At 57.0% G+C, this 23,507-nt stretch carries 25 protein-coding genes; 13 read left to right on the top strand and 12 right to left on the bottom strand.

Translation table 11 applies throughout. The annotated features are described in order from the left end of the window. Positions 1–19 precede the first annotated feature (19 nt). Positions 20–1,459, bottom strand: a complete 1,440-nt coding sequence (locus tag ACR0AH_RS17700) for an FAD-linked oxidase C-terminal domain-containing protein (protein ID WP_480593015.1) — start codon at positions 1,457–1,459, stop codon at positions 20–22. 80 nt (positions 1,460–1,539) lie between these two features. Between ACR0AH_RS17700 and ACR0AH_RS17695 the strand changes: the two genes are divergently transcribed. Together ACR0AH_RS17695 and ACR0AH_RS17690 are read left to right on the top strand one after the other, a co-directional pair. Beyond that, complete coding sequence (locus ACR0AH_RS17695; RefSeq protein WP_170395190.1) at positions 1,540–2,250, top strand: DUF599 domain-containing protein; 711 nt, start codon at positions 1,540–1,542, stop codon at positions 2,248–2,250. A gap of 35 nt (positions 2,251–2,285) precedes the next feature. After that, positions 2,286–2,633 (top strand): hypothetical protein, encoded by a 348-nt coding sequence (locus tag ACR0AH_RS17690; RefSeq protein WP_480593012.1) that lies wholly within the window; start codon positions 2,286–2,288, stop codon positions 2,631–2,633. A 3-nt stretch (positions 2,634–2,636) separates the two neighbouring features. On the opposite strand, the gene ACR0AH_RS17685 is transcribed toward ACR0AH_RS17690, so the two are convergent. The 4 genes from ACR0AH_RS17685 to ACR0AH_RS17670 form a co-directional block, all read right to left on the bottom strand. Then, a complete protein-coding gene (locus ACR0AH_RS17685; protein WP_170664335.1) occupies positions 2,637–3,122 on the bottom strand; it encodes an NAD(P)H-dependent oxidoreductase in 486 nt (161 codons plus the stop codon). 1 nt (position 3,123) lies between these two features. Beyond that, on the bottom strand, positions 3,124–3,594 hold the full coding sequence (gene rlmH, locus ACR0AH_RS17680) for a 23S rRNA (pseudouridine(1915)-N(3))-methyltransferase RlmH (RefSeq protein ID WP_170408706.1): 471 nt from the start codon (positions 3,592–3,594) through the stop codon (positions 3,124–3,126). A gap of 44 nt (positions 3,595–3,638) precedes the next feature. After that, the gene (gene rsfS / locus ACR0AH_RS17675) at positions 3,639–3,998 is read right to left on the bottom strand and encodes a ribosome silencing factor (protein ID WP_039541351.1); all 360 of its coding nucleotides are present in this window, start codon (positions 3,996–3,998) and stop codon (positions 3,639–3,641) included. A 164-nt stretch (positions 3,999–4,162) separates the two neighbouring features. Continuing rightward, complete coding sequence (locus tag ACR0AH_RS17670; protein ID WP_170408707.1) at positions 4,163–5,524, bottom strand: mechanosensitive ion channel domain-containing protein; 1,362 nt, start codon at positions 5,522–5,524, stop codon at positions 4,163–4,165. A gap of 105 nt (positions 5,525–5,629) precedes the next feature. On the opposite strand from ACR0AH_RS17670, the gene ACR0AH_RS17665 reads away from it, so the two are divergent. The 6 genes from ACR0AH_RS17665 (at position 5,630) to ACR0AH_RS17640 (ending at position 10,612) form a co-directional block, all read left to right on the top strand. Then, positions 5,630–5,743, top strand: a complete 114-nt coding sequence (locus ACR0AH_RS17665) for an isopropylmalate isomerase (RefSeq protein ID WP_480593009.1) — start codon at positions 5,630–5,632, stop codon at positions 5,741–5,743. 43 nt (positions 5,744–5,786) lie between these two features. Next, entirely contained in the window at positions 5,787–7,190 is a 1,404-nt protein-coding gene (gene leuC, locus ACR0AH_RS17660; RefSeq protein WP_480593007.1) for a 3-isopropylmalate dehydratase large subunit, read from the top strand. Positions 7,191–7,228: 38 nt separating this feature from the next. Further along, positions 7,229–7,783, top strand: a complete 555-nt coding sequence (locus ACR0AH_RS17655; RefSeq protein ID WP_170395171.1) for an HdeD family acid-resistance protein — start codon at positions 7,229–7,231, stop codon at positions 7,781–7,783. A 42-nt stretch (positions 7,784–7,825) separates the two neighbouring features. Continuing rightward, positions 7,826–8,431, top strand: a complete 606-nt coding sequence (leuD, locus tag ACR0AH_RS17650; protein ID WP_170395169.1) for a 3-isopropylmalate dehydratase small subunit — start codon at positions 7,826–7,828, stop codon at positions 8,429–8,431. A gap of 331 nt (positions 8,432–8,762) precedes the next feature. Next, complete coding sequence (locus ACR0AH_RS17645; RefSeq protein ID WP_170395166.1) at positions 8,763–9,593, top strand: hypothetical protein; 831 nt, start codon at positions 8,763–8,765, stop codon at positions 9,591–9,593. Beyond that, on the top strand, positions 9,590–10,612 hold the full coding sequence (locus tag ACR0AH_RS17640; protein ID WP_170734175.1) for an endonuclease/exonuclease/phosphatase family protein: 1,023 nt from the start codon (positions 9,590–9,592) through the stop codon (positions 10,610–10,612). Before ACR0AH_RS17645 ends, ACR0AH_RS17640 begins: the two co-directional genes overlap by 4 nt. A gap of 7 nt (positions 10,613–10,619) precedes the next feature. On the opposite strand, the gene ACR0AH_RS17635 is transcribed toward ACR0AH_RS17640, so the two are convergent. Beyond that, positions 10,620–11,525 (bottom strand): sugar nucleotide-binding protein, encoded by a 906-nt coding sequence (locus ACR0AH_RS17635; protein ID WP_480593006.1) that lies wholly within the window; start codon positions 11,523–11,525, stop codon positions 10,620–10,622. An 83-nt stretch (positions 11,526–11,608) separates the two neighbouring features. Here ACR0AH_RS17635 and ACR0AH_RS17630 point away from each other — a divergent pair, with 83 nt between their 5' ends. Beyond that, positions 11,609–12,502 (top strand): LysR family transcriptional regulator, encoded by an 894-nt coding sequence (locus ACR0AH_RS17630; protein ID WP_480593004.1) that lies wholly within the window; start codon positions 11,609–11,611, stop codon positions 12,500–12,502. Between the two features lie 6 nt (positions 12,503–12,508). On the opposite strand, the gene ACR0AH_RS17625 is transcribed toward ACR0AH_RS17630, so the two are convergent. Then, positions 12,509–13,036, bottom strand: coding sequence for a redoxin domain-containing protein (locus tag ACR0AH_RS17625; RefSeq protein ID WP_480593002.1), 528 nt, complete (start codon positions 13,034–13,036; stop codon positions 12,509–12,511). 91 nt (positions 13,037–13,127) lie between these two features. Here ACR0AH_RS17625 and leuB point away from each other — a divergent pair, with 91 nt between their 5' ends. After that, positions 13,128–14,231: a 3-isopropylmalate dehydrogenase gene (leuB, locus tag ACR0AH_RS17620; protein ID WP_480593000.1), complete on the top strand. Its 1,104-nt coding sequence runs from the start codon at positions 13,128–13,130 to the stop codon at positions 14,229–14,231. A 58-nt stretch (positions 14,232–14,289) separates the two neighbouring features. Here leuB and ACR0AH_RS17615 read toward each other — a convergent pair whose 3' ends face one another. After that, the gene (locus tag ACR0AH_RS17615) at positions 14,290–16,476 is read right to left on the bottom strand and encodes a PBP1A family penicillin-binding protein (protein WP_170776368.1); all 2,187 of its coding nucleotides are present in this window, start codon (positions 16,474–16,476) and stop codon (positions 14,290–14,292) included. A 257-nt stretch (positions 16,477–16,733) separates the two neighbouring features. Here ACR0AH_RS17615 and ACR0AH_RS17610 point away from each other — a divergent pair, with 257 nt between their 5' ends. Further along, positions 16,734–17,072: a P-II family nitrogen regulator gene (locus tag ACR0AH_RS17610; RefSeq protein ID WP_039541190.1), complete on the top strand. Its 339-nt coding sequence runs from the start codon at positions 16,734–16,736 to the stop codon at positions 17,070–17,072. Positions 17,073–17,105: 33 nt separating this feature from the next. After that, positions 17,106–18,428, top strand: coding sequence for an ammonium transporter (locus ACR0AH_RS17605; protein WP_170395150.1), 1,323 nt, complete (start codon positions 17,106–17,108; stop codon positions 18,426–18,428). A 70-nt stretch (positions 18,429–18,498) separates the two neighbouring features. Here ACR0AH_RS17605 and ACR0AH_RS17600 read toward each other — a convergent pair whose 3' ends face one another. From ACR0AH_RS17600 to ACR0AH_RS17585, 4 genes are all read right to left on the bottom strand, one after another. After that, positions 18,499–19,683, bottom strand: coding sequence for an amino acid aminotransferase (locus ACR0AH_RS17600; RefSeq protein WP_170664331.1), 1,185 nt, complete (start codon positions 19,681–19,683; stop codon positions 18,499–18,501). Then, complete coding sequence (gene sseA / locus ACR0AH_RS17595) at positions 19,683–20,537, bottom strand: 3-mercaptopyruvate sulfurtransferase (RefSeq protein ID WP_170395143.1); 855 nt, start codon at positions 20,535–20,537, stop codon at positions 19,683–19,685. Before sseA ends, ACR0AH_RS17600 begins: the two co-directional genes overlap by 1 nt. 93 nt (positions 20,538–20,630) lie before the next feature. Then, a complete protein-coding gene (locus tag ACR0AH_RS17590; protein ID WP_480592998.1) occupies positions 20,631–20,900 on the bottom strand; it encodes a CBU_0592 family membrane protein in 270 nt (89 codons plus the stop codon). A gap of 14 nt (positions 20,901–20,914) precedes the next feature. After that, positions 20,915–21,472, bottom strand: a complete 558-nt coding sequence (locus tag ACR0AH_RS17585; protein ID WP_170395136.1) for an XRE family transcriptional regulator — start codon at positions 21,470–21,472, stop codon at positions 20,915–20,917. Between the two features lie 104 nt (positions 21,473–21,576). On the opposite strand from ACR0AH_RS17585, the gene ilvD reads away from it, so the two are divergent. After that, entirely contained in the window at positions 21,577–23,409 is a 1,833-nt protein-coding gene (gene ilvD, locus ACR0AH_RS17580) for a dihydroxy-acid dehydratase (protein WP_480592996.1), read from the top strand. Positions 23,410–23,507: the final 98 nt, after the last annotated feature.

Genomic DNA, 23,507 nt, shown 5'->3' with positions numbered 1-23,507 from the left:
ATTGATGGGGAAGGCTCATCTATTCCGCGGCCATCCTGCGCGTGGCAGACGCCTTTAGCGGAAACACCTTGGCTGGGTTCAACAGCCAATTCGGGTCAAACACATCTTTCACCGCCATCTGCGCCTCAAGATCCTGTGGTTCATATTGGTGTGTCATCAGATCACGCTTTTCGATGCCGACCCCATGCTCACCAGTCAGGCAGCCCCCCGCATCAACGCAAAGCTTCAGGATGTCCGCCCCGAACGCTTCACATTTCTCAAGATCGCCGGGTTTGTTGGCGTCAAACAGGACCAAGGGGTGCATGTTGCCGTCACCGGCATGGAACACATTGCCGACTGGCAGGCCATAATCTTTGCTCAGCTCCCCGATCCGGCGCAGGACGAAGGGTAGCGATGAGACCGGGATCGTCCCATCCAAACACATATAATCGTTGATTTGCCCCATCGCGCCAAAGGCCGATTTCCGCCCCAGCCAAATACGGGCGCTTTCATCAGCCGATTGGCTTTCTCGCAGCTCAACCGGATTATGCCGCTTGGCGATCTCGATAATCTTCGACAACTGACTATCGATCTCTGCCTCTGATCCTTCAACTTCGACGATCAGCAACGCCTCGCAATCAGGATAACCCGCTTGGGCGAAATTCTCGCAGGCTCGAATACAAAGGCGGTCCATGAACTCGATCGCGACAGGCAATATGCCCGATTTGATTATGTCAGAGACGCATTGACCGGCCACTTCATTATCGTCAAAGCCCATCAGAACGGGCCGCGCACCCTCAGGTTTGCGCAGGATGCGCAACGTTGCTTCAGTTACGACACCCAATTGCCCTTCGGATCCGCAGATAACACCCAACAGGTCCAACCCGCCTGCATCCAGATAGGCACCTCCAATTTCGACCACGCTGCCATCCATCATGACCATAGTCACACCCATCAAATTGTTGGTCGTCACCCCGTATTTCAGGCAATGCGCGCCGCCGGAATTCATCGCGATATTCCCGGCAATGGCGCAGGCAAGCTGGGATGAGGGATCGGGAGCGTAAAAGAAATCCTCTTCTTCAACGGCACCGGTTACACTCAGGTTGGTTCGGCCGGATTGCACCTTGATAAACCTGTTGTCGTAATCGATTTCCAGAACTTCGTTCATCCGTGCAACGCCTAGAATCACACAATCTGCCGTCGGCAGGGCGCCACCGGCCAATGACGTGCCCGCGCCGCGCGGTACAACCGGCACACCCAGTTCATGGCAAATGCGCAAGACATCAGAAACCTGCTGCGTGGTCGAAGGCAGTACAGCCAGCATTGGCGGGCATTTATAGGCGGTCAGCGCATCACATTCATAAGCCCTGGTCTCGGCCTCTTCATGGATAACAGCATCCTTCGGCAGCACTTGCTGTAGTCGCGCAACCAATGCCTGCTTGCGTGCTAAGACATCCGGATTTGGCTTGGGCATTTCCATCGCTGATCCTCCATTTGGTAAAATTATATTACCAATTTTATCGACTGGCAAGTTGCCGAATCCAACAATAGTGTCGCGGCATGACCTGGATCGACCGCACATTACTGTTTTCCTCGCTGGACTATGCAGCCGTTTTGCTATTGTTCGCGACATGGCTGGGGATTGGGTGGAGGATCGAAAATCCGTCCTCTCAGAAACCATCGGTTTCATTGATGATGGATGATTTCCGCAAGGTCTGGATGCGTGAAATGGTGACGCGCCAGCCGCGTGTGTTCGATGCACAAGTGATCTCGGCCATGCGTCAGGGCAGCACGTTCTTCGCTTCGACAATCATGATTGCAATAGGCGGCGGCTTGGCATTGCTTGGCAATACCGAACGCCTTGCTGGGGTTGCTGAAGATCTTGCCATCGGCCGTGCGCCTGCCATGGTTTGGGAAATCAAGATACTGATTATTCTGCTTTTTCTGTCGAACGCTTTTCTGAAATTTGTCTGGTCGCATCGCCTGTTTGGGTATTGCGCAATCCTGATGGCCGCTGTTCCAAATGATCCCGATGATCCACAGGCCTATCCACGCGCCACACAATCCGCTGATATCTGCATCACGGCGGCTCGTAGTTTCAATCGCGCGTTGCGGGCGACATATTTTGCGTTGGCTTCAATTGCATGGATACTTGGACCGGTAGCCTTGATCCTAAGCTCAATCGTCACATTCGGTGTGCTCTATCGTCGCGAATTCGCCTCACATTCACGCACCGTAATCATGACTGCGCCACCAAACACAGAGTCGTGATCGCAATGCCATGCGCGAGCGCATAGATTGACCCCATGCGATATCTGATTCTCAGCGCCTTACTGGCCAGCCCCGCATTCGCCGACCCTCCGACGGTCGAACAGGTTTCGGCCCAATCAAATGGGAATACCTGGCGCTTCGAAGTCACGATCCGCCACTCCGACACCGGATGGGATGACTATGCCGACGGCTGGCGTGTTCTGGATATGCAGGGGAACGAGCTGGGGATGCGTGTGCTGCATCACCCTCATGTCGATGAGCAGCCCTTTACACGGTCACTTGGCGGGGTGGTGATTCCGGACGGGACCACGCAGGTGCAAATTCAAGCGCGCGACAATGTCGGTGGTTGGAGCGAAGACACGACCGTGGTCGATCTGAACTGACCCTCAGAACACCCCGAGGCTGAGACCTGCGGCCAAGGCCGCTCCAACCTCACGACAGTTTTCAAGTTGTTCTTCAGGAATGATCTTTTCGGCCAAGATCGCTTTGGGTGTTTGCGCATGAGTGCAGATGATCAGGGGCGGTTGCACCTCTTTCAACCGCCACCCCGTTGCGATCCGTGCCATCTGTCGCGCGGCATTCTCACCATCTGATCCGGCGCAGACCATCTGCGCATAGGGTCGACCTTCGATCTGACCCAGCACCGGATAATAGCAGCGGTCAAAGAACTCTTTCATCAGCCCAGAGATCGCGGCCAGGTTCTCGGGCGCGCAGAAGATATAGCCATCGGAGGCCAGCAAGTCGTTCGGACCGGCCTGATCGGCGGTTTTCAGGATGGTGTTCGCTTCATCCCGCGCTGCTTCGGCTGCGGCTTCAGCCATTTGCCGGGTGCCGCCGGTGCGCGAGTGGTAGACGATCAATAGCTGCGCCATGTCAGACCCGGTGATAAGGGCCGCCTGAAAGGATGGTCGCGGCCCGGTAAAGTTGCTCGGCCAGCATCACACGGACCAACATATGGGGCCAGACCATTGACCCAAAGGATAGGGAAAAATCAGCCTCCGCCCGCAGATTAGGGTCTATTCCGTCCGCTCCGCCGATGATCAGCGCCAGATCCTGTCGGCCCGCGTCGCGCCATCCACCCAGCTTTTTTGCAAAATCAGGCGAGGACAACACCCGTCCGCGCTCATCTAGGGTACAGATCACCACACCTTTGGGCAGCGCCTTGCGCAGCAGGGTGGCCTCGGCCCCCATGCCAGCGTTTTTCTTGTCTTCAACCTCGATCACGCGCGCAGGCCCAAGCCCCAGCGCGCGGCCGGTCCGGTCAAATCGGGTCAGATAGTCGTCAAGCAGGGATTTCTCCGGTCCGGCGCGCAATCGCCCGACCGCAACGATGCTGATACGCATGTCTCTCTCGCCTCCGGCCCCTCAATACAGGCCGGGATGGCGCCTCAATTCGCCGAGGCGCTGCCGCCCTGAGGCAGCCACATCTTTTCCAGCTGATAGAATTCACGCACTTCGGGGCGGAAGATATGGACGACCACGTCGCCCGTATCGATCAGCACCCAGTCGCCGGCATCCTTGCCTTCGACCTTCGAGGTGAAACCGAATTCCTGCTTGATGCGATCCGTCAGCTTTTCCGCCATGGCCGAGACCTGACGGGTCGACCGACCAGAGGCAATCACCATGTGATCCGCAACAGAAGACTTACCTTGCAGGTTGATCTGCACGACGTCTTCGGCCTTGTCATCGGAAAGTGAGGAAAGGATACGTTCAAGCAGCTTGTCGCTGATTGACTGAGAGTGGGCCATTACACCGGCCCCATCATCGGCGGGCAAACCCGCCTGTGTATGTAGAGACAGGACATAGTCCTCCTTTGCTGCGCGCCGCCAAACCCCGGCGCCGGGGTACTAATAGGGTAACAAGGGGATTGCAACATTTCAATGAAAGGGCCGACGCTGCGCCCCACATCCAGTCACTCTTTGGCGAGATGTTGCACCTCGGCGTCGGCCTCCGGGCCGCCCAATACGCGGATTTCACGCTGCGGGAACGGAAGCGAGATGTCTTCGACCTTGAACGCATCCCACAGCGCCAGGAAAACATTGCCCCGAATGTTTGTCAGACCCTTGTTCGGATCACTGATCCAGAAGCGCAACACATAGTCCACGCTGCTGTCACCGAAACCAGTGATATGGCAGACAGGTTCATGTTTGCCTCCACTCAGCACTCGACCAACCGTCTTGACGGCACGGATCGCTGTCGCGCGGACTTTGTGCGGGTCGTCGTCGTAGCTGGTGCCGAAATCAAGATCCAACCGCACGAAACGGTCGGAATGCGACCAGTTTACAACCTGATTGGTAATCAGATCTTCGTTTGGAATCAGATATTCCCGACCATCCCGCGTAACCACCGAGACATAGCGCGCGCCCAGCGCGTTAATCCAACCAAATGTGTCCCCGAGTGAAATCACGTCGCCCGGTTTGATCGACCGGTCCATCAGGATGATAATGCCTGAGATCAGGTTCGAAACCACTTTTTGCAGGCCAAACCCGATCCCGACGCCAATGGCCCCGGACAGCAACGCTATGCCAGTCAGATCAAACCCGAGGGTGCGGATCGCCGCCATGAACACCGCCCCGTAGAGCAGCACCTGAATACCCTTGGCCAGAAGAACCTGCATCGATGGTGTTATGTCTTGATTGTTCGTAAGGCCGCGCTCAGCCGCGCGTGTGCCGACACGCGCCAAAGTCAGCAGGACGCCAATCAGCAGTACAGCCTTGATGATGCCCAGCGCCGAGATATGAAGATCACCGATAGAAATGGCGACGCCATCAAGGAAACCGGCTACATCATCCGTCAGGTTCAACGCAATCAACGTGGCATAGACCCACATAGACCATTTAAATATTTGTCGCAGCGTTCGGTTTCTCACCAATCGCGAAACCAACGCGATGGCCAGCCATGCAACAGCCAGCGTTGCGAAGACACCAAGTATGTAGCTCCGCGACGGCCATGTGACCTGTTGCATCACCAGATAAAGCCCACCAGACAGCAACACAAAATAGACCAACGTCAGACGGCGCATCAGTTGTATCAATATCCGCAAGCGCCATTTCGGCCATCCCACCCGGGCCCTCGCCCAGGTTTCCCATCGGCCCTGCGTCAGCAGTTTCAGCAAGAATGAAATTGCCCAGAGAAACAAGATGATGATGAGTTGATACTGCCGCCATCCCGGGGTGACGATCAACTCGACCAGACCTTCAATTTGCGAGGAAAACGCCGCCGTCATGTTGGCGTAAAGCTCCGAGAGCGTCTCCGGTAGTAAATCCTGGTTCATTCACCTCTCCTGCAGGTCAGCTTGGACAGCGATGCTGGATGATGCAAGCCCGCAGTGAGACGGTTGGGATTGAACCTTGATTGACACGAATGCCCGTTATATCTGATGCGTATGAGACTCAATGTGGCCCAAGAACAGAATCTGGAAGATCGCGCGCGTCTGCGTGAACGGTTCTTTGGGGCTGCCCGCACGGTCTTGGCCCGCCTATCGGCGGCCTAAGCCAACTCGCCAGCTATTTCTCATTACATACGGGAGAGGACCGATGTCCCCCAAAACACTCTATGACAAGATCTGGGATGCCCATGTCGCCCACGAGGCCGATGATGGCACCTGCCTGCTGTATATCGACCGCCATCTGGTGCACGAAGTGACCAGCCCACAGGCATTCGAAGGCCTGCGCATGGCGGGCCGCAAGGTGCGCGCGCCAGAAAAAACCATCGCCGTGCCGGATCACAACGTTCCGACCACGCCGGACCGTGTGAATGGTATCGAAAACCCGGAATCGCGCATTCAGGTCGAGGCACTGGACAAGAACGCCAAGGATTTCGGCATTCACTATTACCCTGTGCACGACGTCCGTCAGGGCATTGTGCATATCGTCGGCCCCGAACAGGGCTGGACCCTGCCCGGCATGACCGTTGTTTGCGGCGACAGCCACACGGCGACTCATGGTGCATTCGGCGCTCTGGCCCACGGCATCGGCACGTCCGAGGTTGAACACGTTCTGGCCACCCAGACTCTGATCCAGAAGAAGTCCAAGAATATGAAGGTCGAAATCACTGGCAAACTGCAGCCGGGTGTAACCGCCAAAGATATCACTCTGGCTGTGATCGGCGAGACCGGTACTGCTGGCGGCACCGGCTATGTGATTGAATATTGCGGCGAAGCGATCCGCGATCTTTCGATGGAAGGGCGCATGACCGTCTGTAACATGGCCATCGAAGGCGGTGCCCGCGCTGGCCTGATCGCGCCGGATGAGACCACGTTCGAGTATGTCAGAGGCCGACCCCATGCGCCGAAAGGTGCCCAGTGGGAAGCCGCGATGGACTGGTGGAAGACGCTTTACACCGACGAAGATGCGCATTTCGATAAAGTCATCACGCTGCGTGGTGAAGATATCGCGCCGGTCGTCACTTGGGGCACCAGTCCCGAAGATGTGCTGCCGATCACCGCATCCGTACCGCATCCCGAAGATTTCGAAGGCGGTAAAGTCGACGCGGCCCGCCGTTCGATCGAGTATATGGGCTTGGAAGCCGGTCAAAAGCTGAGCGATGTTGAAATCGACACCGTTTTCATCGGCTCTTGCACCAACGGTCGGATCGAAGACCTGCGCGCTGCGGCGGAAATCCTGAAAGGCAAGAAGATCAAGGACGGCATGCGCGCCATGGTCGTACCGGGTTCGGGTTTGGTGCGTGCACAGGCCGAAGAAGAAGGTTTGGCCGAGATCTTCAAAGATGCCGGTTTCGAGTGGCGTCTCGCGGGCTGTTCAATGTGTCTGGCGATGAACCCCGACCAGCTGCAACCGGGCGAGCGCTGTGCCGCGACTTCGAACCGCAACTTCGAAGGCCGTCAGGGTCGCGGTGGGCGTACCCATCTGCTGAGCCCCGCAATGGCTGCCGCTGCGGCAATCACAGGACGGCTGACAGACGTCCGTGAATTGATGTAAGAGTCTCTCATATCTAGATATTTGATGGAGAGACTAACATGAGTGATTGGGTCAAATGGCTACTGCTTGGACTTTTGTCCATAGCATTCGGGGTGTTCGTATTGGGCGCACCGGTCGTGGCGTCCGTTGCCGTAACAGTAGTAACTGGTGTGTTGCTATTGATTGCGGGCGGAATGCAGATCGTTGGTGGCTTCACGGTTGAAGGCACTGGCAACAAGATCCTGTCACTCATCATGGGTGCGGTCATGCTGTTTCTGGGCTGGTCCTTTCTGGATCACCCGCTGCAGGGCACGCTGACGCTGGCAACTGTGATGCTGATCCTGTTTATGGCAGGCGGCATCGCGCGGGTCATTCTGTCGTTCCAGATGAAAGGAACGCAGTTTTTCTGGCCCACGATGATCTCGGGCATCTTGTCGATCATCCTCGCCGGCATCATCTGGACCTATGTGGGCAAGGAACCGGCTGCTCTGCTGAGCATACTAGGGATCTTCCTGGGCATTGAGATGCTGTTCAACGGGTTCGGATTGGTCTTCATGGCGTTCTTCGTCAAGAACGCACCCAAGGACGAAACAACGGAAGCGAAAGAAGCTTAAACGCGGAGCACGGGCGCGGCCCTACCCCGCAGGAGTGTAGAAATGGAAAAGTTCGAAAAAGTCCACGGGGTGGCCGCCCCAATGCCACTGATCAATATCGACACCGATATGATCATTCCCAAAGTGCACCTGAAAACCATCAAACGCTCTGGCCTGGGTGTCGTGCTGTTTGATGAGATGCGCTATCACGATCATGGCGGCGAGAACGAAGATTTCGTTCTGAACAAACCCGCTTATCGCAACACCGAGATTCTGGTGGCTGGCGACAATTTCGGTTGCGGCTCGTCGCGGGAACATGCGCCATGGGCGATCAAGGATTTCGGTATCAAGGTGGTGATCTCGACCAGCTTCGCCGACATCTTTTTCAACAACTGCTTCAAGAACGGCATCCTGCCAATCGTAGTCGAAGAAGAGCATCACGCGATTCTTATGGATGACGCGCACAAGGGTGAAAACGCCCGCATGACCGTGCATCTGGAAGATCAGCAGATTACCACTTCGGATGGCATGGTCATCGAGTTCGACATTGACCCACACCGCAAGCACTGCCTGCTGAACGGTCTGGACGATATTGGCCTGACGATGGAAAAAGACCATCACATCGATAAGTTCGAAGATCATGCGAGTCAGGCCCGCCCCTGGGTATGATTCTGGGGGCGAATCTGTTGATACTCAACCTAACAGGGTCGCAAGCGCGGCCCTGTTCGCATTCTTGGGGCAAAAACCCAGTGCACCACAACATGTAGGTATCAATTTGAGATACACGTCGGATTTGCGTCGAAATTGATGCAATCCCGCACCAGTTGCGCCATCATTTTGCCCGAAATTGCGTGTTATTTGCTCATTGGCTTGAGCGAAATACCGCTTATCGGCAAAGTTGGCTCCCATGAGGTAGCCGCCAACGAACGAGCGGTGAGCACAAGTTGGACGATAAGTCGGCACAGAATCGACTACGCCGGTTTGAAAAAGGGTTCGGATTGTGATTGCACGCACAACGGGGGCGGCGATACGTGGATTATTGGTAGCACTTATGGTGCTTACCCCTGCGTTGTACCTGCCTACATCGACGTCGAATGGGACTGAGATTGTCGTCTTTCTGGCGATCCTTGCGTTTATCCTGACTTTCTCGGAATACAACTCGGCCTTTCCAAGCTTTATCGAATTTCGTGACGCACCACCTGTGAACAGGCTGCGCTTTGTCGGTTTGATGTCGATGGTTACCTTCCTGACGCTGATCTGCAAGAACGCCTATGCCCCCTCGGAACTTACTGGCCTGTTTTATTCAGTTGGCCTGATGGTCGCGAATGTGGTGGATTTCCCCTACTCCCCCGTTCGTCTTGTGGTTCTGATGCTGCCCGCCGATGCCAGCCAGCCCCTCGTAGATTTGGTGCGTATCTCCGCCAGCGTCGCTTATGTCGCGGCCTTGGTTACCATCGCCAGCTTTGCCTATGCAGTAAAGCTTCGGGGATGGCCAACAGGCAACGGCGCGTTCAACGTCTGGACCAATCTACCGCTGTTTGACCCAACCAAGGGTGGTGATGTGGTCACCCGTCTGCAGCGTGACGGGCGGCTCAACATCGCAATTGGGGCTTTGCTGCCTTTCCTGATTCCCGCCCTGATCAAACTGATGGCTGCTTTCATCACGCCGATCGCGCTCAGCAATCCGCAGACATTGATCTGGACGCTTTGCGCATGGGCATTCCTGCCTGCCAGCATGATCATGCGAGGTATGGCGACACTGCGCATTGCCGGCCTGATCGTTGAGAAGCGCCGCGCATACTCAACTTCCGAGTCAACTCAGATCGCATGATCCGACTGCTGGTTCTGTTGCTGTTGCCGTTTACGGCACAGGCAGAGACATTGCGCATCGCAAGTTTCAATACAGAACTCAGTCGCGAAGGTCCCGGCCTGTTGCTGCGTGATATTCGGCGGAACGACCCTCAGGTCGCTGCGGTGATCGAGGTGCTGATGACAACCCGTCCCGATATCGTCGCGCTGCAAGGCATCGATTGGGATTTAGACGGGCTTGCCCTTGCTGCGCTGGTCGAGGCGCTGAAAAGCAACGGCTTGGATTATCGATACAGTTATGCCGAGCAACCCAATTCCGGGATCGAAACCGCGTTGGATCTGGATGGGGACGGCGAGACGGGCGGCCCGGGCGATGCACAAGGCTGGGGGCGGTTCACCGGCCAGAATGGGCTGGCAGTGCTGTCCCGCTATCCTATCGCTACTGATCAAGTGCGGTCATTCACCCAGATGCGGTGGCGCGACTTGCCGGATGCCCAGCTGCCAGCCGAGGATGGAGAGCCCTTCCCATCACCACAAGCGCAGGCTGTTCAGCGGCTGTCTTCTACATCGCATTGGGTCGTTCCGGTCGACACCCCGAGTGGTCGCCTAAACCTGATGACGTTTCACGCCAGCCCGCCTGTCTTTGATGGACCTGAAGATCGGAACGGACTGCGCAACCGGGATGAAATTCGGCTCTGGTCGCTTCTGCTGAACGGTGATCTGGGTGAGAAACCTACAGGCCGTTTTGTCATCGCAGGTGATGCGAACCAGGATCCTTACAAAGGCGAGGGTCGCAAATCGGCAATCCGTGATCTTCTGGCCAATCCGCATCTGCAGGATCCGATGCCTGTTGACCCTGCGGGGTCAACTTCAACAGTTTTGTGGAAGGGCGTTGGCGAGATGAGAGTTGATTATGTCCTACCTTCGGCGGATTGGCGTGTGCACGATGCGGGCATTTACTGGCCGGAACCCACATCCCGTGACGCGGCCGTCGCCGCAAGCCGTCACCGGCTTGTCTGGGTCGATCTATTCGACGAATAGGCTTCGATCATGACCGTATGACTGTGCCGAATCGCTGGCGGGATTCATATTGCATAGGTTCAGACACGGCGTTCCTCAACGCGTCATTTAGGTCGGTCTGCGCAAATTCCGGGAGCAGAGCATCAAAGAGGCGTGCGTCCAGCCGGTGAGAAGTATTCCATAGATACCTCATCTCAAGCAAATGAGGCGCCATACGCCAGAACGGGCGGGCCAGATGCAAAGGCCACCATGCCATCTGTTTAAGGGTGAGTTCACGCCCCGCAACCTGCGAAAGCGCCAATGCCATTTCATTGCCGGTCAAGGTGTATCCAGCATAGGGGACATCGCAGAAACGCGGTAGCAGGCTGCGCATTTCTGCCAATTCCACAGCAGCGCGAGTTAAATCGTGCAGATAGGCCCAAGCATGCGCGATATCCGGATTGCCGGGATACACAAAGCGCCCGCGCCGCAAGTGTTTGATGAGAATCTGATCGAACCAATTGCCAGAGGCCGTGGTATCTATGAAATCACCTGCCCGCAACATGATGGTCCGAACCGACGAGGCGCGATAAGCCTCTTCCATCTCGATCCGAATGCGTCCCAACGGATTTCGCGCAAGATGCGGTGTCCTGGTCGACCAGGGGCCGGGCGTATCCGCACCGAAAACATAAACGTTCCCCGGGACAATGACCGTCAAGTCACGCTCTGATGCAGCGGCGATTACCTGACGATGCAACTCTGGCACCTGCTCCGCCCAGTCGGGGTAAAGCGGGTTCCAGGCGTTCACGATGACGTCTACTCCATGTACCGCCGTGCGCAATTCCTCCCTGCGTCGATCAAACTTTTGCACAATCCATCCCGCATCCGAAAAGGCTCTTGCAGCGTTGCGTCCAAATCGACCGGTGGCCCCGAGAATAAGTACCGTTTGTGGCATTGATCCCTCCGTTCCGGATCAATCTATTCATTCACGATGTTTTGGAAATTGCGAAAAATCGCAGATTATGTATTCGTTTTTGAATGGCTAAAACACTCCAACTATCCGACTGGTCCTTAGTTCAAAGCTTTCTGGCGGTTGCCGAAACCGGCTCACTATCCGCAGCCGCAAAGCAACTGGGTCGCAGCCAGCCGACGCTTGGTCGTCAGGTGCATGCGCTGGAAGAAGAATTGGGGGTCTCGCTGTTTGATCGTCACGCGCGTGGACTGACGCTCAGCGAGGTGGGGCAGCAAGTGCTGCCAATGGCGCAGCAGATGTACAGCGCAGTCAATGCCCTGGGGCTGACGGCAGCGGGTCAGGCGCAACAGCTGGAAGGGTCGGTCAGGATCACCGCTTCGGTATTTGTATCGCATCACCTGTTGCCGCCGATACTTGCCGCAATCCGTGAGGCAGAACCGGCGATTCAGCTTGATCTGGTCGCCTCGGATGCCAGCGAAAACTTGCTATTCCGCGAGGCCGATATTGCCGTGCGCATGTATCGGCCCGAACAGGTCGACATCGTGGCAAAGCATATCGGCGAGGTGCCGTTATGTTTCTGCGCCGCCCAAAGCTATCTGGATCGTGCGGGGCGACCAACAACGCCGACAGAGCTGATGCAGCACGACCTTGTGGGATTTGACACCAATGAAGACATTATCACCGCTATGCGGAACAAGGGCTGGCCTGCCAGCCGGGACAGCTTTGTCACGCGATGCGACAACCAGACTGCCTATTGGGAATTGATCCGCGCAGGGTGTGGGGTGGGCTTCAGCCAACTCAGCATCGCGCAGTCCGATCCTCTGGTCGACGTGCTAGATATTGATGTCGAGATACCGGTGCTGCCGGTCTGGTTGGCTGCCCCTCAGGCGATGCGACAGACCCCGCGCATTCGCAGAGTCTGGGATCTGCTGGCCGACGGGTTGAAGGCCCGGCTTTAAAACCGCCTACAGCGCGCCGGTATAGGTGCCGCGCGCAGGATAGTTATTGGCCAAGGTGAATTTCAAACCGCCGACGATGTCCGACATTGGCGGTCGCGCAAAAGGCGTTGTCTGCTGCCAGACGTAATAGAGGGTCTGATCAGGTTTGATATAGAAATGTCCCGGCTCAGCGAACAACGCTGGCTCGGCACTACCTTCACGAGCCACCGAGATGTTCAGGCCCCAGACATCCCGCGCGTCGGCCATGGACAGGCCGTATCCTACGCGCAGCTTCGACACTCCGGCCTTCTCAACCGTCTCGGCCGCACGTTCGTCGGTATCCGTGGTGATCATGATCACCTCAACCCCCAGCTCGGCGAATTCATCCAGCGCAGCCTCGACCTCACCCATTTGGCGAACGCAGATCGGGCAATGCAGACCGCGATACTGAATCACCAGCGTTCCGTTTTCGCCAGTGTCGCGCTCAAGATCAAAGGTGCCATGGCTTACTGTTTCGATTTTTAGCGATGGGGCCGGATTTCCGGGTGTCAGCATGTGGTTTCCTCGTGATTTGATGGGTTCGTCTCATTGACCCGATGCGCCGCAAACGCTAGGGCCTGTGCGACAAAACGCAAGGAGACTGTCGATGACCAACCCCTCGCTCCTCATCCTGCCCGGAGACGGAATTGGCCCGGAAGTTATGGCCGAAGTGCGCAAAATCATCGATTGGTTCGGCGCCAATCGCGGTCTTCAATTTGACGTGAGCGAGGATCTGGTCGGCGGCGCTGCCTATGATGCGCACGGGAAGCCCCTGTCGGATGAGACCATGGCCAAGGCACAAGAGGTCGACGCTGTTCTGCTGGGGGCTGTTGGCGGCCCTAAGTATGACGATCTGGATTTCAGCCTGAAACCCGAACGCGGACTGCTGCGTTTGCGCAAGGAAATGGACCTGTATTCCAACCTGCGCCCAGCTCAGTGCTTCGACGCGCTGGCGGATTTCTCTTCGCTAAAGAAGGATGTGGTCGCTGGCCTCGACATCATGATTGTGCGCGAGCTGACATCGGGTGTCTACTTCGGTGAGCCGCGCGGCATCTTTGAAGAAGGCAATGAGCGCGTCGGCATCAACACCCAGCGCTACACCGAATCCGAGATCGAACGCGCAGCACGTTCCGCGTTTGAGCTGGCGATGCGCCGGAACAAGAAACTGTGCTCGATGGAAAAAGCGAATGTGATGGAATCGGGCATCCTGTGGCGCGAGGTCGTGACACGTGTCGGTCAGGAATACCCCGAGGTCGAGCTGTCACACATGTATGCAGACAACGGCGCGATGCAGCTTGTGCGCGCGCCCAAACAGTTTGACGTGATCGTCACCGACAACCTGTTTGGAGATGTACTATCCGATTGCGCAGCGATGCTGACCGGGTCTTTGGGCATGCTGCCGTCTGCCTCGCTGGGCGCACCGATGGCGAATGGCCGCCCTAAGGCCATGTATGAACCCGTTCATGGCTCGGCCCCGGACATTACAGGTCAAGGCAAGGCCAACCCAATTGCGTGTATCCTCAGCTTCGCCATGGCACTGCGCTACAGCTTTGATCAGGGCGACGAAGCGGATCGTCTGGAAGCGGCGATCGAGAAGGTTCTGGCCGACGGCGTTCGCACAGCTGACCTGCTGGCCGAAGAAGGGGTTGAGCCGGTTTCGACCAGCGAAATGGGTGATGCAATTCTGGCAGCGCTAGACGAAAGCGTCTGATCTTACGATCATTCAGACTAGCAAAGGCGGTGCCCAGCGCACCGCCTTTTTTTGTTCGTCAGTTTCCGAAGATGTTGTTTAGCAGGTTGTTGATCGCACGGTCCAAACCGGTTTGATTCTTACGGCGCTGTTGCTGCGGCTGCGCGGTTCTAACCGGTGGGTCCGGCGCCAACATGGGCAACGGCGTGGGCGTCATCCCTTCTGTCACGCGCAGCATGGTCTCTTTCCATATCTCCGCCGGCAAGCCTCCACCCGTGACACCTGACAACGGTGTATTGTCATCATACCCCATCCAAACGCCCGTAACGTAGTCCGCGGTAAATCCGATAAACCAGGCATCCCGCGCGGCCTGGGTCGTGCCGGTCTTGCCCGCCACCTGCCAGCCCGGCAGCTTCGCGCGCCCACCCGTACCTTCAGAGACCACACGCTCCATCATCCAGGTCAGTTGTTTGGCGGCCTTGTCGTTGATGACGCGTTCACCGATACCGGTTGTCGTGATCATAACTGGATCGGTCTCACCAAGCAGCTTCAACTCGGTCAGGCCATAGGGTTCCACCGCTGAACCGCCGTTCAGGATACCAGCGTAAGCGCCCGTCATCTCTATCAGCGTGCTTTCCGATGCGCCGAGCGCCAGCGCGAGTCCCTCGGCCAGATCACTTGAAAGGCCGAAACCACTGGCAACCGTGCGCACGTTGTCCAGCCCCGAGATATCCGCCACTTTGACTGCGGGAATATTCAACGAGTTCTTCAACGCATCTGCTAATGTCACCCGGCCATAGAACTTATTGGTGTAGTTCTTCGGGCACCACTGACCTGAACCTGCGATGTTCCAGCACGTTGGTTCATCCATCACCGTGTCCAGCGGTGAATATCCCAACTCCAAGGCCGTCGCATAGACAAACGGTTTGAACGACGAACCCGTTTGACGCAGAGCCTGCGTAGCCCGGTTGAACGCCCCCGAAACACGGGTCTTGCGCCCACCGACCATACCTCGAACCGCGCCATCCGCCGACATCACGACAATGGCGGCCTGCGCTTTAGACCCTTCGCGCACCTTCTCCTGGAAGATGAATTTCAGCGCCTCTTCTGCCGACGTTTGAATGCGCTGATCCAGTGTGGTTCGGATCACCACGTCCTCGGTTGTGTTACGTGTGAAAAACTCAGGCCCGCTGGCCATGACCCAATCGGCAAAGTAACCGCCAGCACGCGCGGCAGCGGCCTCGGATAACTGCGCCGGACGGCTGCGGGCCTCGCTGGCCTGCGCGCTGCTCAGATAGCCCTGAGTCTCCATTAGCCCAACCACCAAACGTGCCCGATCTTGTGAACGTTGTAGGTTGTTCGTTGGCGCATAGCGTGTCGGGGCCACCAATAGACCTGCCAGCATTGCCGCCTCGGCCGGAGACACTTCGGCTGCCGAAATACCGAAATACCGCTGGCTGGCGGCCTCGAAGCCGCGGGCTCCCGCACCGAGGAAGGCGCGGTTCAGATAGATCGTCAGAATTTCATCCTTGGAGTATTTGACCTCCATCGCAATGGCATAAACTGCCTCTTTCGCCTTGCGCCATAGCGAACCCTGACGGCAATCGGCTTCATATGCAGCCTCAGACTCCCATTCGCTGGGCTCATAAGGCACACCCAGGCATAGAAGTTTCGCGGTTTGCTGGGTGATCGTTGAACCACCGTGACCAGACAGCGGTCCACGTCCTTCGCTCAGGTTGATGCGTACCGCGCTGGCGACACCGCGCGGGCTGACGCCGAAATGGCGGTAGAACCGTTTATCCTCGGTTGCAATCACGGCGTTCTTGAGATGCGGCGAAACTGTATCCGCCGTAATCACGCCGCCAAACTGATCGCCGCGCCAGGCAAAGACCTTGCCGTCGCGATCCAGCAAGGTCACCGAACCACGTGCCCGCCCATCAAGCAGGGCATCGACATCCGGCAATGAGGTGTAAACAACACCCACCGCCAGCGCCAACAGCAACCCCGCCACTGCGCCGACCCTCCAACTGATCCCCCAAATTATGCGCCAGAACCAGCGGAACAGCCGGCGGAAAATGCCACCGCCCTTCCCACCAGAACTGCGCCGCGTTTTCTTCCGCGCCGTTTTGCGCGGAGCGGCTTTTCGGGCCGTCGACTTCTTACCAGCGGGTTTTGCAGCCCGCTTGGTCGCCGCAGGCTTTCGGCCTTTGGTCGGGTACCTTTTATCCGCGACAAGGCGCGATTTGCGACGGTTGGACTCAGTCATGCTCAAACTCTGCCCGGTTATGCTTTTGGGGCACCATACCCCGCCGGAACGGCCATGTAGAGGTGTGAAATACCCGTATTTCCCCTCACAAGTTTGCCTATATTTTCACCAAATAGCGTGTTTTGTGCAAAAATTGTGCATAATTGCTGATTTTTTACCCTCATTTACCCTCCGAAAACGTTCCATCTGAACCTCTGTCGCGCATTTTTCTGCAGGTGCAAAATGCCGGGCCGCCCGGAGTAGTAGAGGGGAAAGACGTGAAACTGATCATTGCGACAATCAAACCGTTCAAGCTTGAGGAGGTGCGCGAAGCACTGACCAATGCAGGCGTGCGCGGCATGATGGTGACTGAGATCAAAGGGTTTGGCTCGCAATCGGGTCACACCGAGATTTATCGCGGTGCCGAATACGCCGTGAATTTCGTTCCTAAGATCAAGCTTGAGATCGTGGTGCCCGCCACCATGGCCGACCAGATCGTCGAAACCATCACCACAACCGCCAAGACCGGCAAGATCGGTGACGGCAAGATTTTCGTCCTCGATGTCGAGCAAGCCCTGCGCGTGCGGACCGGGGAAACCAACGAAGAGGCGCTTTAAGCGCGCTTACTCACAATCACTCGAGGACTAACAATGAACCTGATGAAATCTCTCATCCCTGCCGCTGCGATCGTCGCACTGCCGCAGATGGGTCTTGCGCAAGAGGCCGCTACCGGAGAGCCCGCGCAACACACCCAATATATCTTCACCACGCTGCTGTTCCTGATGGGCGGTTTCCTGGTGTTCTTCATGGCTGCAGGCTTTGCCATGCTCGAAGGCGGGCTGGTGCGCTCAAAGAACGTCGCGATGCAGATGACCAAAAACATCGCGCTGTTTTCAATCGCCGCGATCATGTACTGGCTGATCGGCTTCAACCTGATGTACCCCGGTGATGGTTGGACCATTTCTGGCTGGCTGGGCCCGTTCTTCTCGACCACCGTGCTTGACCCAGTGGGTGTCGGTGCAGATGCTGCGGCGCTTGACTACGCCTCAATCGGTTCGGATTTCTTCTTCCAACTGGTCTTTGTCGCAGCGACCGCCTCGATCGTGTCCGGTGCGGTGGCTGAACGGATCAAATTGTGGCCCTTCCTTGCCTTCGTTGTTGTCCTAACCGGCATCATGTACCCGATCTCGGGCTCGTGGCAGTGGGGTGGTGGTTGGCTGTCCGAAGCAGGCTTCTCGGACTTCGCTGGTTCGACCATCGTGCACTCGGTCGGTGGCTGGGCGGCTCTAGCAGGTGCCCTCATCCTTGGGCCGCGCATCGGTAAGTACAAGGACGGTAAAGTGCACCCGATGCCTGGTTCGAACCTGGCTCTGGCCACTCTGGGTACCTTTATCCTGTGGCTGGGTTGGTTCGGCTTCAACGGTGGCTCGCAGCTGGCGATGGGCACTGTAGGAGATGTCTCGGACGTATCGCGCATCTTTGCCAACACTAACATGGCTGCTGCATCCGGAGCCGTTGCCGCCCTTATCATGACACAGCTGCTGTACAAAAAGCCCGACCTGACCATGGTGCTGAACGGCGCGCTGGCGGGACTGGTGTCGATCACTGCTGAGCCGCTGGCCCCAACCCTGTTCGGCGCTCTGTGGATCGGTGCTGTGGGCGGTATCATCGTGGTCTTCGCGGTTCCGATGCTGGACAAGTTCAAGATCGACGACGTAGTCGGCGCCATCCCGGTCCACCTGTTCGCTGGCATCTGGGGCACCATCGCCGTGATCTTCTATGGCGAAGCCAGCCTGATCACTCAGCTGACCGGGATCATTGCTTATGGTGTCTTCACCTTTGGTGCTGCACTTATCCTTTGGTCGATCCTGAAGGCCACCGTAGGTATCCGTGTTAGCGAAGAGGACGAGATCAACGGCCTCGACATGGCTGAACTGGGTATGGAAGCGTATCCGGAATTCTCCAAGGGCTAATAGCCAACCAAGTAAAAACAAAAAAACCCGGGCGTTCGCGCCCGGGTTTTCCTTCATTCAAAGATATCGCTCAGACGCCGACATCGACAATCGCCTGCGCCAAAATGGGCACAGTATTGGCGTTCAAACCAGCGATGTTCAGACGGCTGTCACCGACCATGTAAATGCCGTGATCGGCACGCAGCTTTTCAACCAGTTCTGGCGCGGCCCCCAGTCGCGAGAACATGCCGCGATGCTGGGCGATAAATCCAAATCGATCCGATCCACTAAGGCTCTGCAGCTCATCAGCCAGTTGCTGACGCAGGCCCAGCATGGAAAGGCGGACATCTTCCAATTCGGTCGCCCAATCTGCCCGCAGAGCATCGTCATTCAGGATCGTCGTCACCACCCGCGCGCCGTGATCAGGCGGGAATGAGTAGTTCTGGCGGTTCAGAAATGCCAGCGTAGACTGGTTCAGTGCAGTCTGTGCCGGATCGTCACTGATCGCCATCAGCAGGCCGGTGCGTTCGCGGTAGACGCCGAAGTTCTTCGAACAAGACGCCGCGATCAGGCAGCGCTTCACTGACGATGCGACCAGACGGGTTGCCTGCGCATCTTCTTCCAGACCGTCGCCAAAGCCCTGATAGGCAATGTCGATCATTGCGACGAGGCCACGCGCGTTGATCAGGTTCACGACCTCTTGCCATTGCACCATATTTAAGTTGGCACCCGTTGGGTTGTGGCAACAGCCGTGCAGAAGAACCACGTCGCCTGCATTGGCAGTTTTCAGGTCCTCGATCATACCGTCGAAATCGACGCCACGAGATTCTCCGTCGAAATAACGGTATTGGACTGTCTCGATCCCTAGATAGTTCAGGATCGACAAATGGTTTGGCCATGTGGGGTTCGACACGAAAACACGCGCGGTGGGGTTGGCCATACGGATCATCTCAAACGCCTGACGACAGGCACCGGTACCACCGGGGGTGGCTACGGCTGCAATGTTGCCACGCGGGACAGAAGTTCCGAGGATCAAGTCGATCATCGCGTCCGCAAAGGCTGGATCACCAGCCAGACCGGTATAAGCCTTGCTCTCCTGCTCTTCGAGAATACGCTTTTCAGCTGCTTTCACCGCGCGCATCACCGGAGTGACCCCCTCGGCGTTCTTGTAGACGCCAACGCCCAGATCGATCTTCTGATCACGTGGGTCGTCGCGGTACATCTGCATCAGCGCCAGAATCTTGTCTGCTGGCTGCGGTTTAAGGTTCTCGAACATCAGTTCTCTCCGGTTGCGACGGGCAGGGTTGGGAAGGCACCCCATTCAGCCCAGGAGCCGTCATAAAGCGCGTGGTCTTTCTTGCCCATGCGTTCCAATGCAAGGCTGAGAATTGCGGCAGTCACACCAGAGCCACAGGATGTGATCGCGGGTTTCGATAAGTCGACGCCGGCATCTTCGAAAACCGCGCGGCAGTCTTCGGGCGACTTCATCGTGCCATTCTTGTTCAACAGCATTCCAAAAGGCACGTTGCGCGAGCCTGGGATATGACCCGAGCGCAACCCCTCGCGCGGTTCAGCTTCGGTCCCGAAGAAACGGGCCGCCGAACGGGCATCGATGATCTCGTGATCCGCAAGCTTCGCGGCTGATGAAACTTGCGTCACATCGCGGACAAGGTGGTTCTGAACCCGCACCGTCATATGACGGTCGCGAATAATGGGGGGCAGGTCTTCGATCTCGCGCCCTTCGGACTGCCATTTTGGCAGTCCACCATCCAGAACGGCAATATTGTCCTGTCCCATCAGACGGAACAACCACCAGACCCGCGCCGCCGACATCAGCCCCGCACCATCATAGACCACGACCTGATGGCCATCGCCAACGCCCATCGCGCGCAGGCGCGACATGAACTTCTCGACCGGAGGTGCCATATGCGGCAAGTCGGAACGATGGTCGGATATCTCATCAATATCAAAGAACCGCGCACCAGGGATGTGGGCAGCGTCATACTCTGCCTTGGCGTCTCGCGCTTGCTGCGGCAGGTACCACGACCCATCCAGAATCCTTAGATCCGGATCCTTGAGATGTGCGGCAAGCCATTCGGTAGAAACGAGGGTTTTTGGATCGTCCTGCATCTATGCCTCCCCTAAGCGAGCTTGGGCTTTCCCTATACTTGGCAGGATGCAGGTTCAAGGCTGGATAGCGCTAGCGTCCCGACCACACTGGATTTATCGCAAACGACGCAGGCGATAATACTGGATGATCCCAATAACGCTGATGATGATCCAGAAGCCTTCGATCAGCATCGACGCCAGATTGAAGTTCTGCAGCAGTGAGAGCACGATCAGCACCGAACCGATAAGATTCACCAGCGGAAAGGCTAGATCCTCCGAGTTCATCACTCGCATCTGGGTCGCAAAATATGCCGCAACAACGATCAAAGCCCCGAATGAGCCGATGGCATCGACGACGGTCAAACTGTCCAGTAGTGCGGTCATTGTATGGGGCTTTCCTATTCTGAAACTTCCGCTGGTTGCGAATAGTGGTGCATATTTAGAAAAGCAGCTCCCTGATCACCAGCGCGGTATCCATGCGGCACATCCGCAGAAAATCGCAACCCTTGACCGGATTGCAGCGGAACCCAATTTCCATTTCGCAGCACGTCCAAAGCTCCGCTCAGAACAAAAACCTCTTCGGTTACGCCTGCTGCATGGGCCGGAGATTCGTGGCTTTGATTGGGTGACAACTCGACATGAAATGTTTCGGCCCCCAATGCGGGATCAAAAGGAAAGACAATCTTGACTTCGATACTTCCCGGAAATCTCACGGTACTGAACACATCAGCATCTGTCGTGTCACGCATTGCAGCAGTACCAATCAATGCACTCAGCGGGAGCTGGAAACCCTTCGCGATCTTCCACAGGGTCGCGATGGTCGGGCTTGATTCGCCACGCTCGATCTGGCCCAGCATAGCTTTGCTGACCCCGGTGAGTTCCGCGACTTTTGACAGGCTCAGCCCGGATGCCGCCCGCACATCCCTTAGTTTCAGCGTTAGTTCGTCCGATTCCATAGCCGCGCCCTGCGATTTGTCTTGTGCGTTATAACGTACATATGATACGTGCGCTATAACGTACACACCCAATATCGCAGTTTGGGCAATAGGGATACAGCATCATGCCAATGTACCGATCCAGAACCTCCACCCATGGCCGTAACATGGCCGGTGCCCGCGGCCTGTGGCGCGCCACCGGTATGGGAGACGACGATTTCGGCAAACCGATCATCGCCATCGTCAACTCATTCACCCAGTTTGTACCCGGTCACGTCCACCTGAAGGACCTGGGACAGATGGTTGCGCGTGAGGTTGAAGCCGCTGGCGGTGTCGCCAAAGAGTTCAACACCATCGCGGTCGATGATGGCATCGCCATGGGCCATGACGGGATGCTGTATTCGCTGCCCTCGCGTGAGGTGATTGCGGATTCTGTTGAATACATGGTTAACGCCCACTGCGCGGACGCTATGGTCTGTATCTCGAACTGCGACAAGATCACGCCCGGCATGTTGATGGCGGCCATGCGTCTGAACATCCCTGCGATCTTTGTCTCGGGTGGACCTATGGAGGCGGGCAAGATCGACATCGCCGATCTGGACGCCAAGAAGATCGACCTTGTCGACGCGATGGTTGCCGCAGCGGATGATCGATTTACCGATGAGCAGGTGCAACACATTGAAGAAAACGCCTGTCCAACCTGTGGTTCATGCTCGGGCATGTTCACCGCGAACTCGATGAATTGTCTGGCCGAAGCACTGGGTCTGGCGCTGCCGGGCAATGGCTCGACCCTGGCCACACATGCCGACCGTAAAGAGTTGTTCTTGGAAGCTGGTCGCCGCATCGTCGAGATCACCAAGCGCCACTATGATCTGGACGAGAAAGGCTTTTTGCCGCGTGAAATCGCCACGTTCGACGCGTTCGAAAATGCCATGAGCTTGGATATCGCAATGGGTGGATCGACCAATACGGTGCTTCATTTGCTGGCCATCGCGCACGAAGGTGAAGTGCATTTCACCATGTCCGACATGGACCGCCTGAGCCGCCAAGTGCCCTGTTTGTGCAAAGTCGCGCCCAACATCGAAAACGTGCACATGGAAGACGTCCACCGCGCTGGTGGCATCTTCTCGATCCTTGGTGAACTCAGCCGCACAGGCTTGCTGCATGAGGATTGCCATACAGTGCATTCGGGCACCATGGGCGAAGCAATTGCCAACTGGGACATCAAAGTCGCCAACAACCCGAAGGCTCAGGACCTATTCAAAGCGGCGCCCGGCGGCGTGCGTACTACACAAGCCTTCAGCCAGTCGAACCGCTACAAGGAGCTGGACACTGACCGCGAAGGCGGCGTGATCCGCTCGAAAGAGCACGCATTCAGCCAGGATGGCGGCCTGGCAGTATTGTTCGGCAATATCGCGCGCGACGGCTGTATCGTGAAAACTGCGGGTGTGGATGAGAACATCCTGAAATTCACAGGCTCAGCTTATGTCTGCGAAAGCCAGGACCAGGCTGTCAATGACATCCTGACCGGCAAGGTCAAGGAAGGTGACGTGGTGGTGATCCGCTACGAAGGCCCGCGTGGTGGGCCGGGAATGCAGGAAATGCTGTATCCGACTTCGTATCTGAAATCCAAGGGGCTGGGCAAAGCCTGCGCGCTGCTGACTGACGGTCGTTTCTCGGGCGGCACGTCCGGCCTGTCGATTGGACACGTCTCACCCGAAGCCGCCGAAGGAGGCGAGATCGGGCTGGTGAAAACCGGCGACAAAATCGAGATCGACATCCCCAACCGCAGCATCCATCTGGCGGTCTCCGACGAAGACCTGGCCGCGCGGCGCGAAGAGCAGGACGAGAAGGGCTGGCAGCCCGTTGCACCACGTAAGCGTAAAGTGTCCACCGCGCTAAAAGCCTATGCCAAATTGACGACCAGTGCCGCAAAAGGTGCCGTCCGTCAGGTCTAAGCACTGCGGGTGAGCGAACACTCCTGCACCCGATACATGGAATCGGCTGCGCCGATTCCACTTTCGGAATTTGGGCCCGGCGCCGCGCTTTGCGCGGC

This window comes from Ruegeria sp. AM5 (assembly GCF_056540645.1).
Note: the sequence above shows the minus strand (reverse complement) of the source record. Positions and strands in the feature narration are given on the sequence as shown.

Bases quoted from the DNA above. Each gene is read 5' to 3' on its own strand.
- sseA (WP_170395143.1), bottom strand. From the start codon at position 20,537: ATGCAGGACGATCCAAAAACCCTCGTTTCTACCGAATGGCTTGCCGCA.
- ACR0AH_RS17585 (WP_170395136.1), bottom strand. From the start codon at position 21,472: ATGGAATCGGACGAACTAACGCTGAAACTAAGGGATGTGCGGGCGGCA.
- ACR0AH_RS17695 (WP_170395190.1), top strand. From the start codon at position 1,540: ATGACCTGGATCGACCGCACATTACTGTTTTCCTCGCTGGACTATGCA.
- ilvD (WP_480592996.1), top strand. From the start codon at position 21,577: ATGCCAATGTACCGATCCAGAACCTCCACCCATGGCCGTAACATGGCC.
- ACR0AH_RS17665 (WP_480593009.1), top strand. From the start codon at position 5,630: ATGCGTATGAGACTCAATGTGGCCCAAGAACAGAATCTGGAAGATCGC.
- rlmH (WP_170408706.1), bottom strand. From the start codon at position 3,594: ATGCGTATCAGCATCGTTGCGGTCGGGCGATTGCGCGCCGGACCGGAG.
- ACR0AH_RS17685 (WP_170664335.1), bottom strand. From the start codon at position 3,122: ATGGCGCAGCTATTGATCGTCTACCACTCGCGCACCGGCGGCACCCGG.
- ACR0AH_RS17625 (WP_480593002.1), bottom strand. From the start codon at position 13,036: ATGCTGACACCCGGAAATCCGGCCCCATCGCTAAAAATCGAAACAGTA.
- ACR0AH_RS17700 (WP_480593015.1), bottom strand. From the start codon at position 1,459: ATGGAAATGCCCAAGCCAAATCCGGATGTCTTAGCACGCAAGCAGGCA.
- ACR0AH_RS17615 (WP_170776368.1), bottom strand. From the start codon at position 16,476: ATGACTGAGTCCAACCGTCGCAAATCGCGCCTTGTCGCGGATAAAAGG.
- ACR0AH_RS17605 (WP_170395150.1), top strand. From the start codon at position 17,106: ATGAACCTGATGAAATCTCTCATCCCTGCCGCTGCGATCGTCGCACTG.
- ACR0AH_RS17640 (WP_170734175.1), top strand. From the start codon at position 9,590: ATGATCCGACTGCTGGTTCTGTTGCTGTTGCCGTTTACGGCACAGGCA.
- ACR0AH_RS17655 (WP_170395171.1), top strand. From the start codon at position 7,229: ATGAGTGATTGGGTCAAATGGCTACTGCTTGGACTTTTGTCCATAGCA.
- ACR0AH_RS17635 (WP_480593006.1), bottom strand. From the start codon at position 11,525: ATGCCACAAACGGTACTTATTCTCGGGGCCACCGGTCGATTTGGACGC.
- leuC (WP_480593007.1), top strand. From the start codon at position 5,787: ATGTCCCCCAAAACACTCTATGACAAGATCTGGGATGCCCATGTCGCC.
- ACR0AH_RS17600 (WP_170664331.1), bottom strand. From the start codon at position 19,683: ATGTTCGAGAACCTTAAACCGCAGCCAGCAGACAAGATTCTGGCGCTG.
- ACR0AH_RS17690 (WP_480593012.1), top strand. From the start codon at position 2,286: ATGCGATATCTGATTCTCAGCGCCTTACTGGCCAGCCCCGCATTCGCC.
- ACR0AH_RS17630 (WP_480593004.1), top strand. From the start codon at position 11,609: ATGGCTAAAACACTCCAACTATCCGACTGGTCCTTAGTTCAAAGCTTT.
- rsfS (WP_039541351.1), bottom strand. From the start codon at position 3,998: ATGGCCCACTCTCAGTCAATCAGCGACAAGCTGCTTGAACGTATCCTT.
- leuD (WP_170395169.1), top strand. From the start codon at position 7,826: ATGGAAAAGTTCGAAAAAGTCCACGGGGTGGCCGCCCCAATGCCACTG.
- ACR0AH_RS17670 (WP_170408707.1), bottom strand. From the start codon at position 5,524: ATGAACCAGGATTTACTACCGGAGACGCTCTCGGAGCTTTACGCCAAC.
- ACR0AH_RS17590 (WP_480592998.1), bottom strand. From the start codon at position 20,900: ATGACCGCACTACTGGACAGTTTGACCGTCGTCGATGCCATCGGCTCA.
- leuB (WP_480593000.1), top strand. From the start codon at position 13,128: ATGACCAACCCCTCGCTCCTCATCCTGCCCGGAGACGGAATTGGCCCG.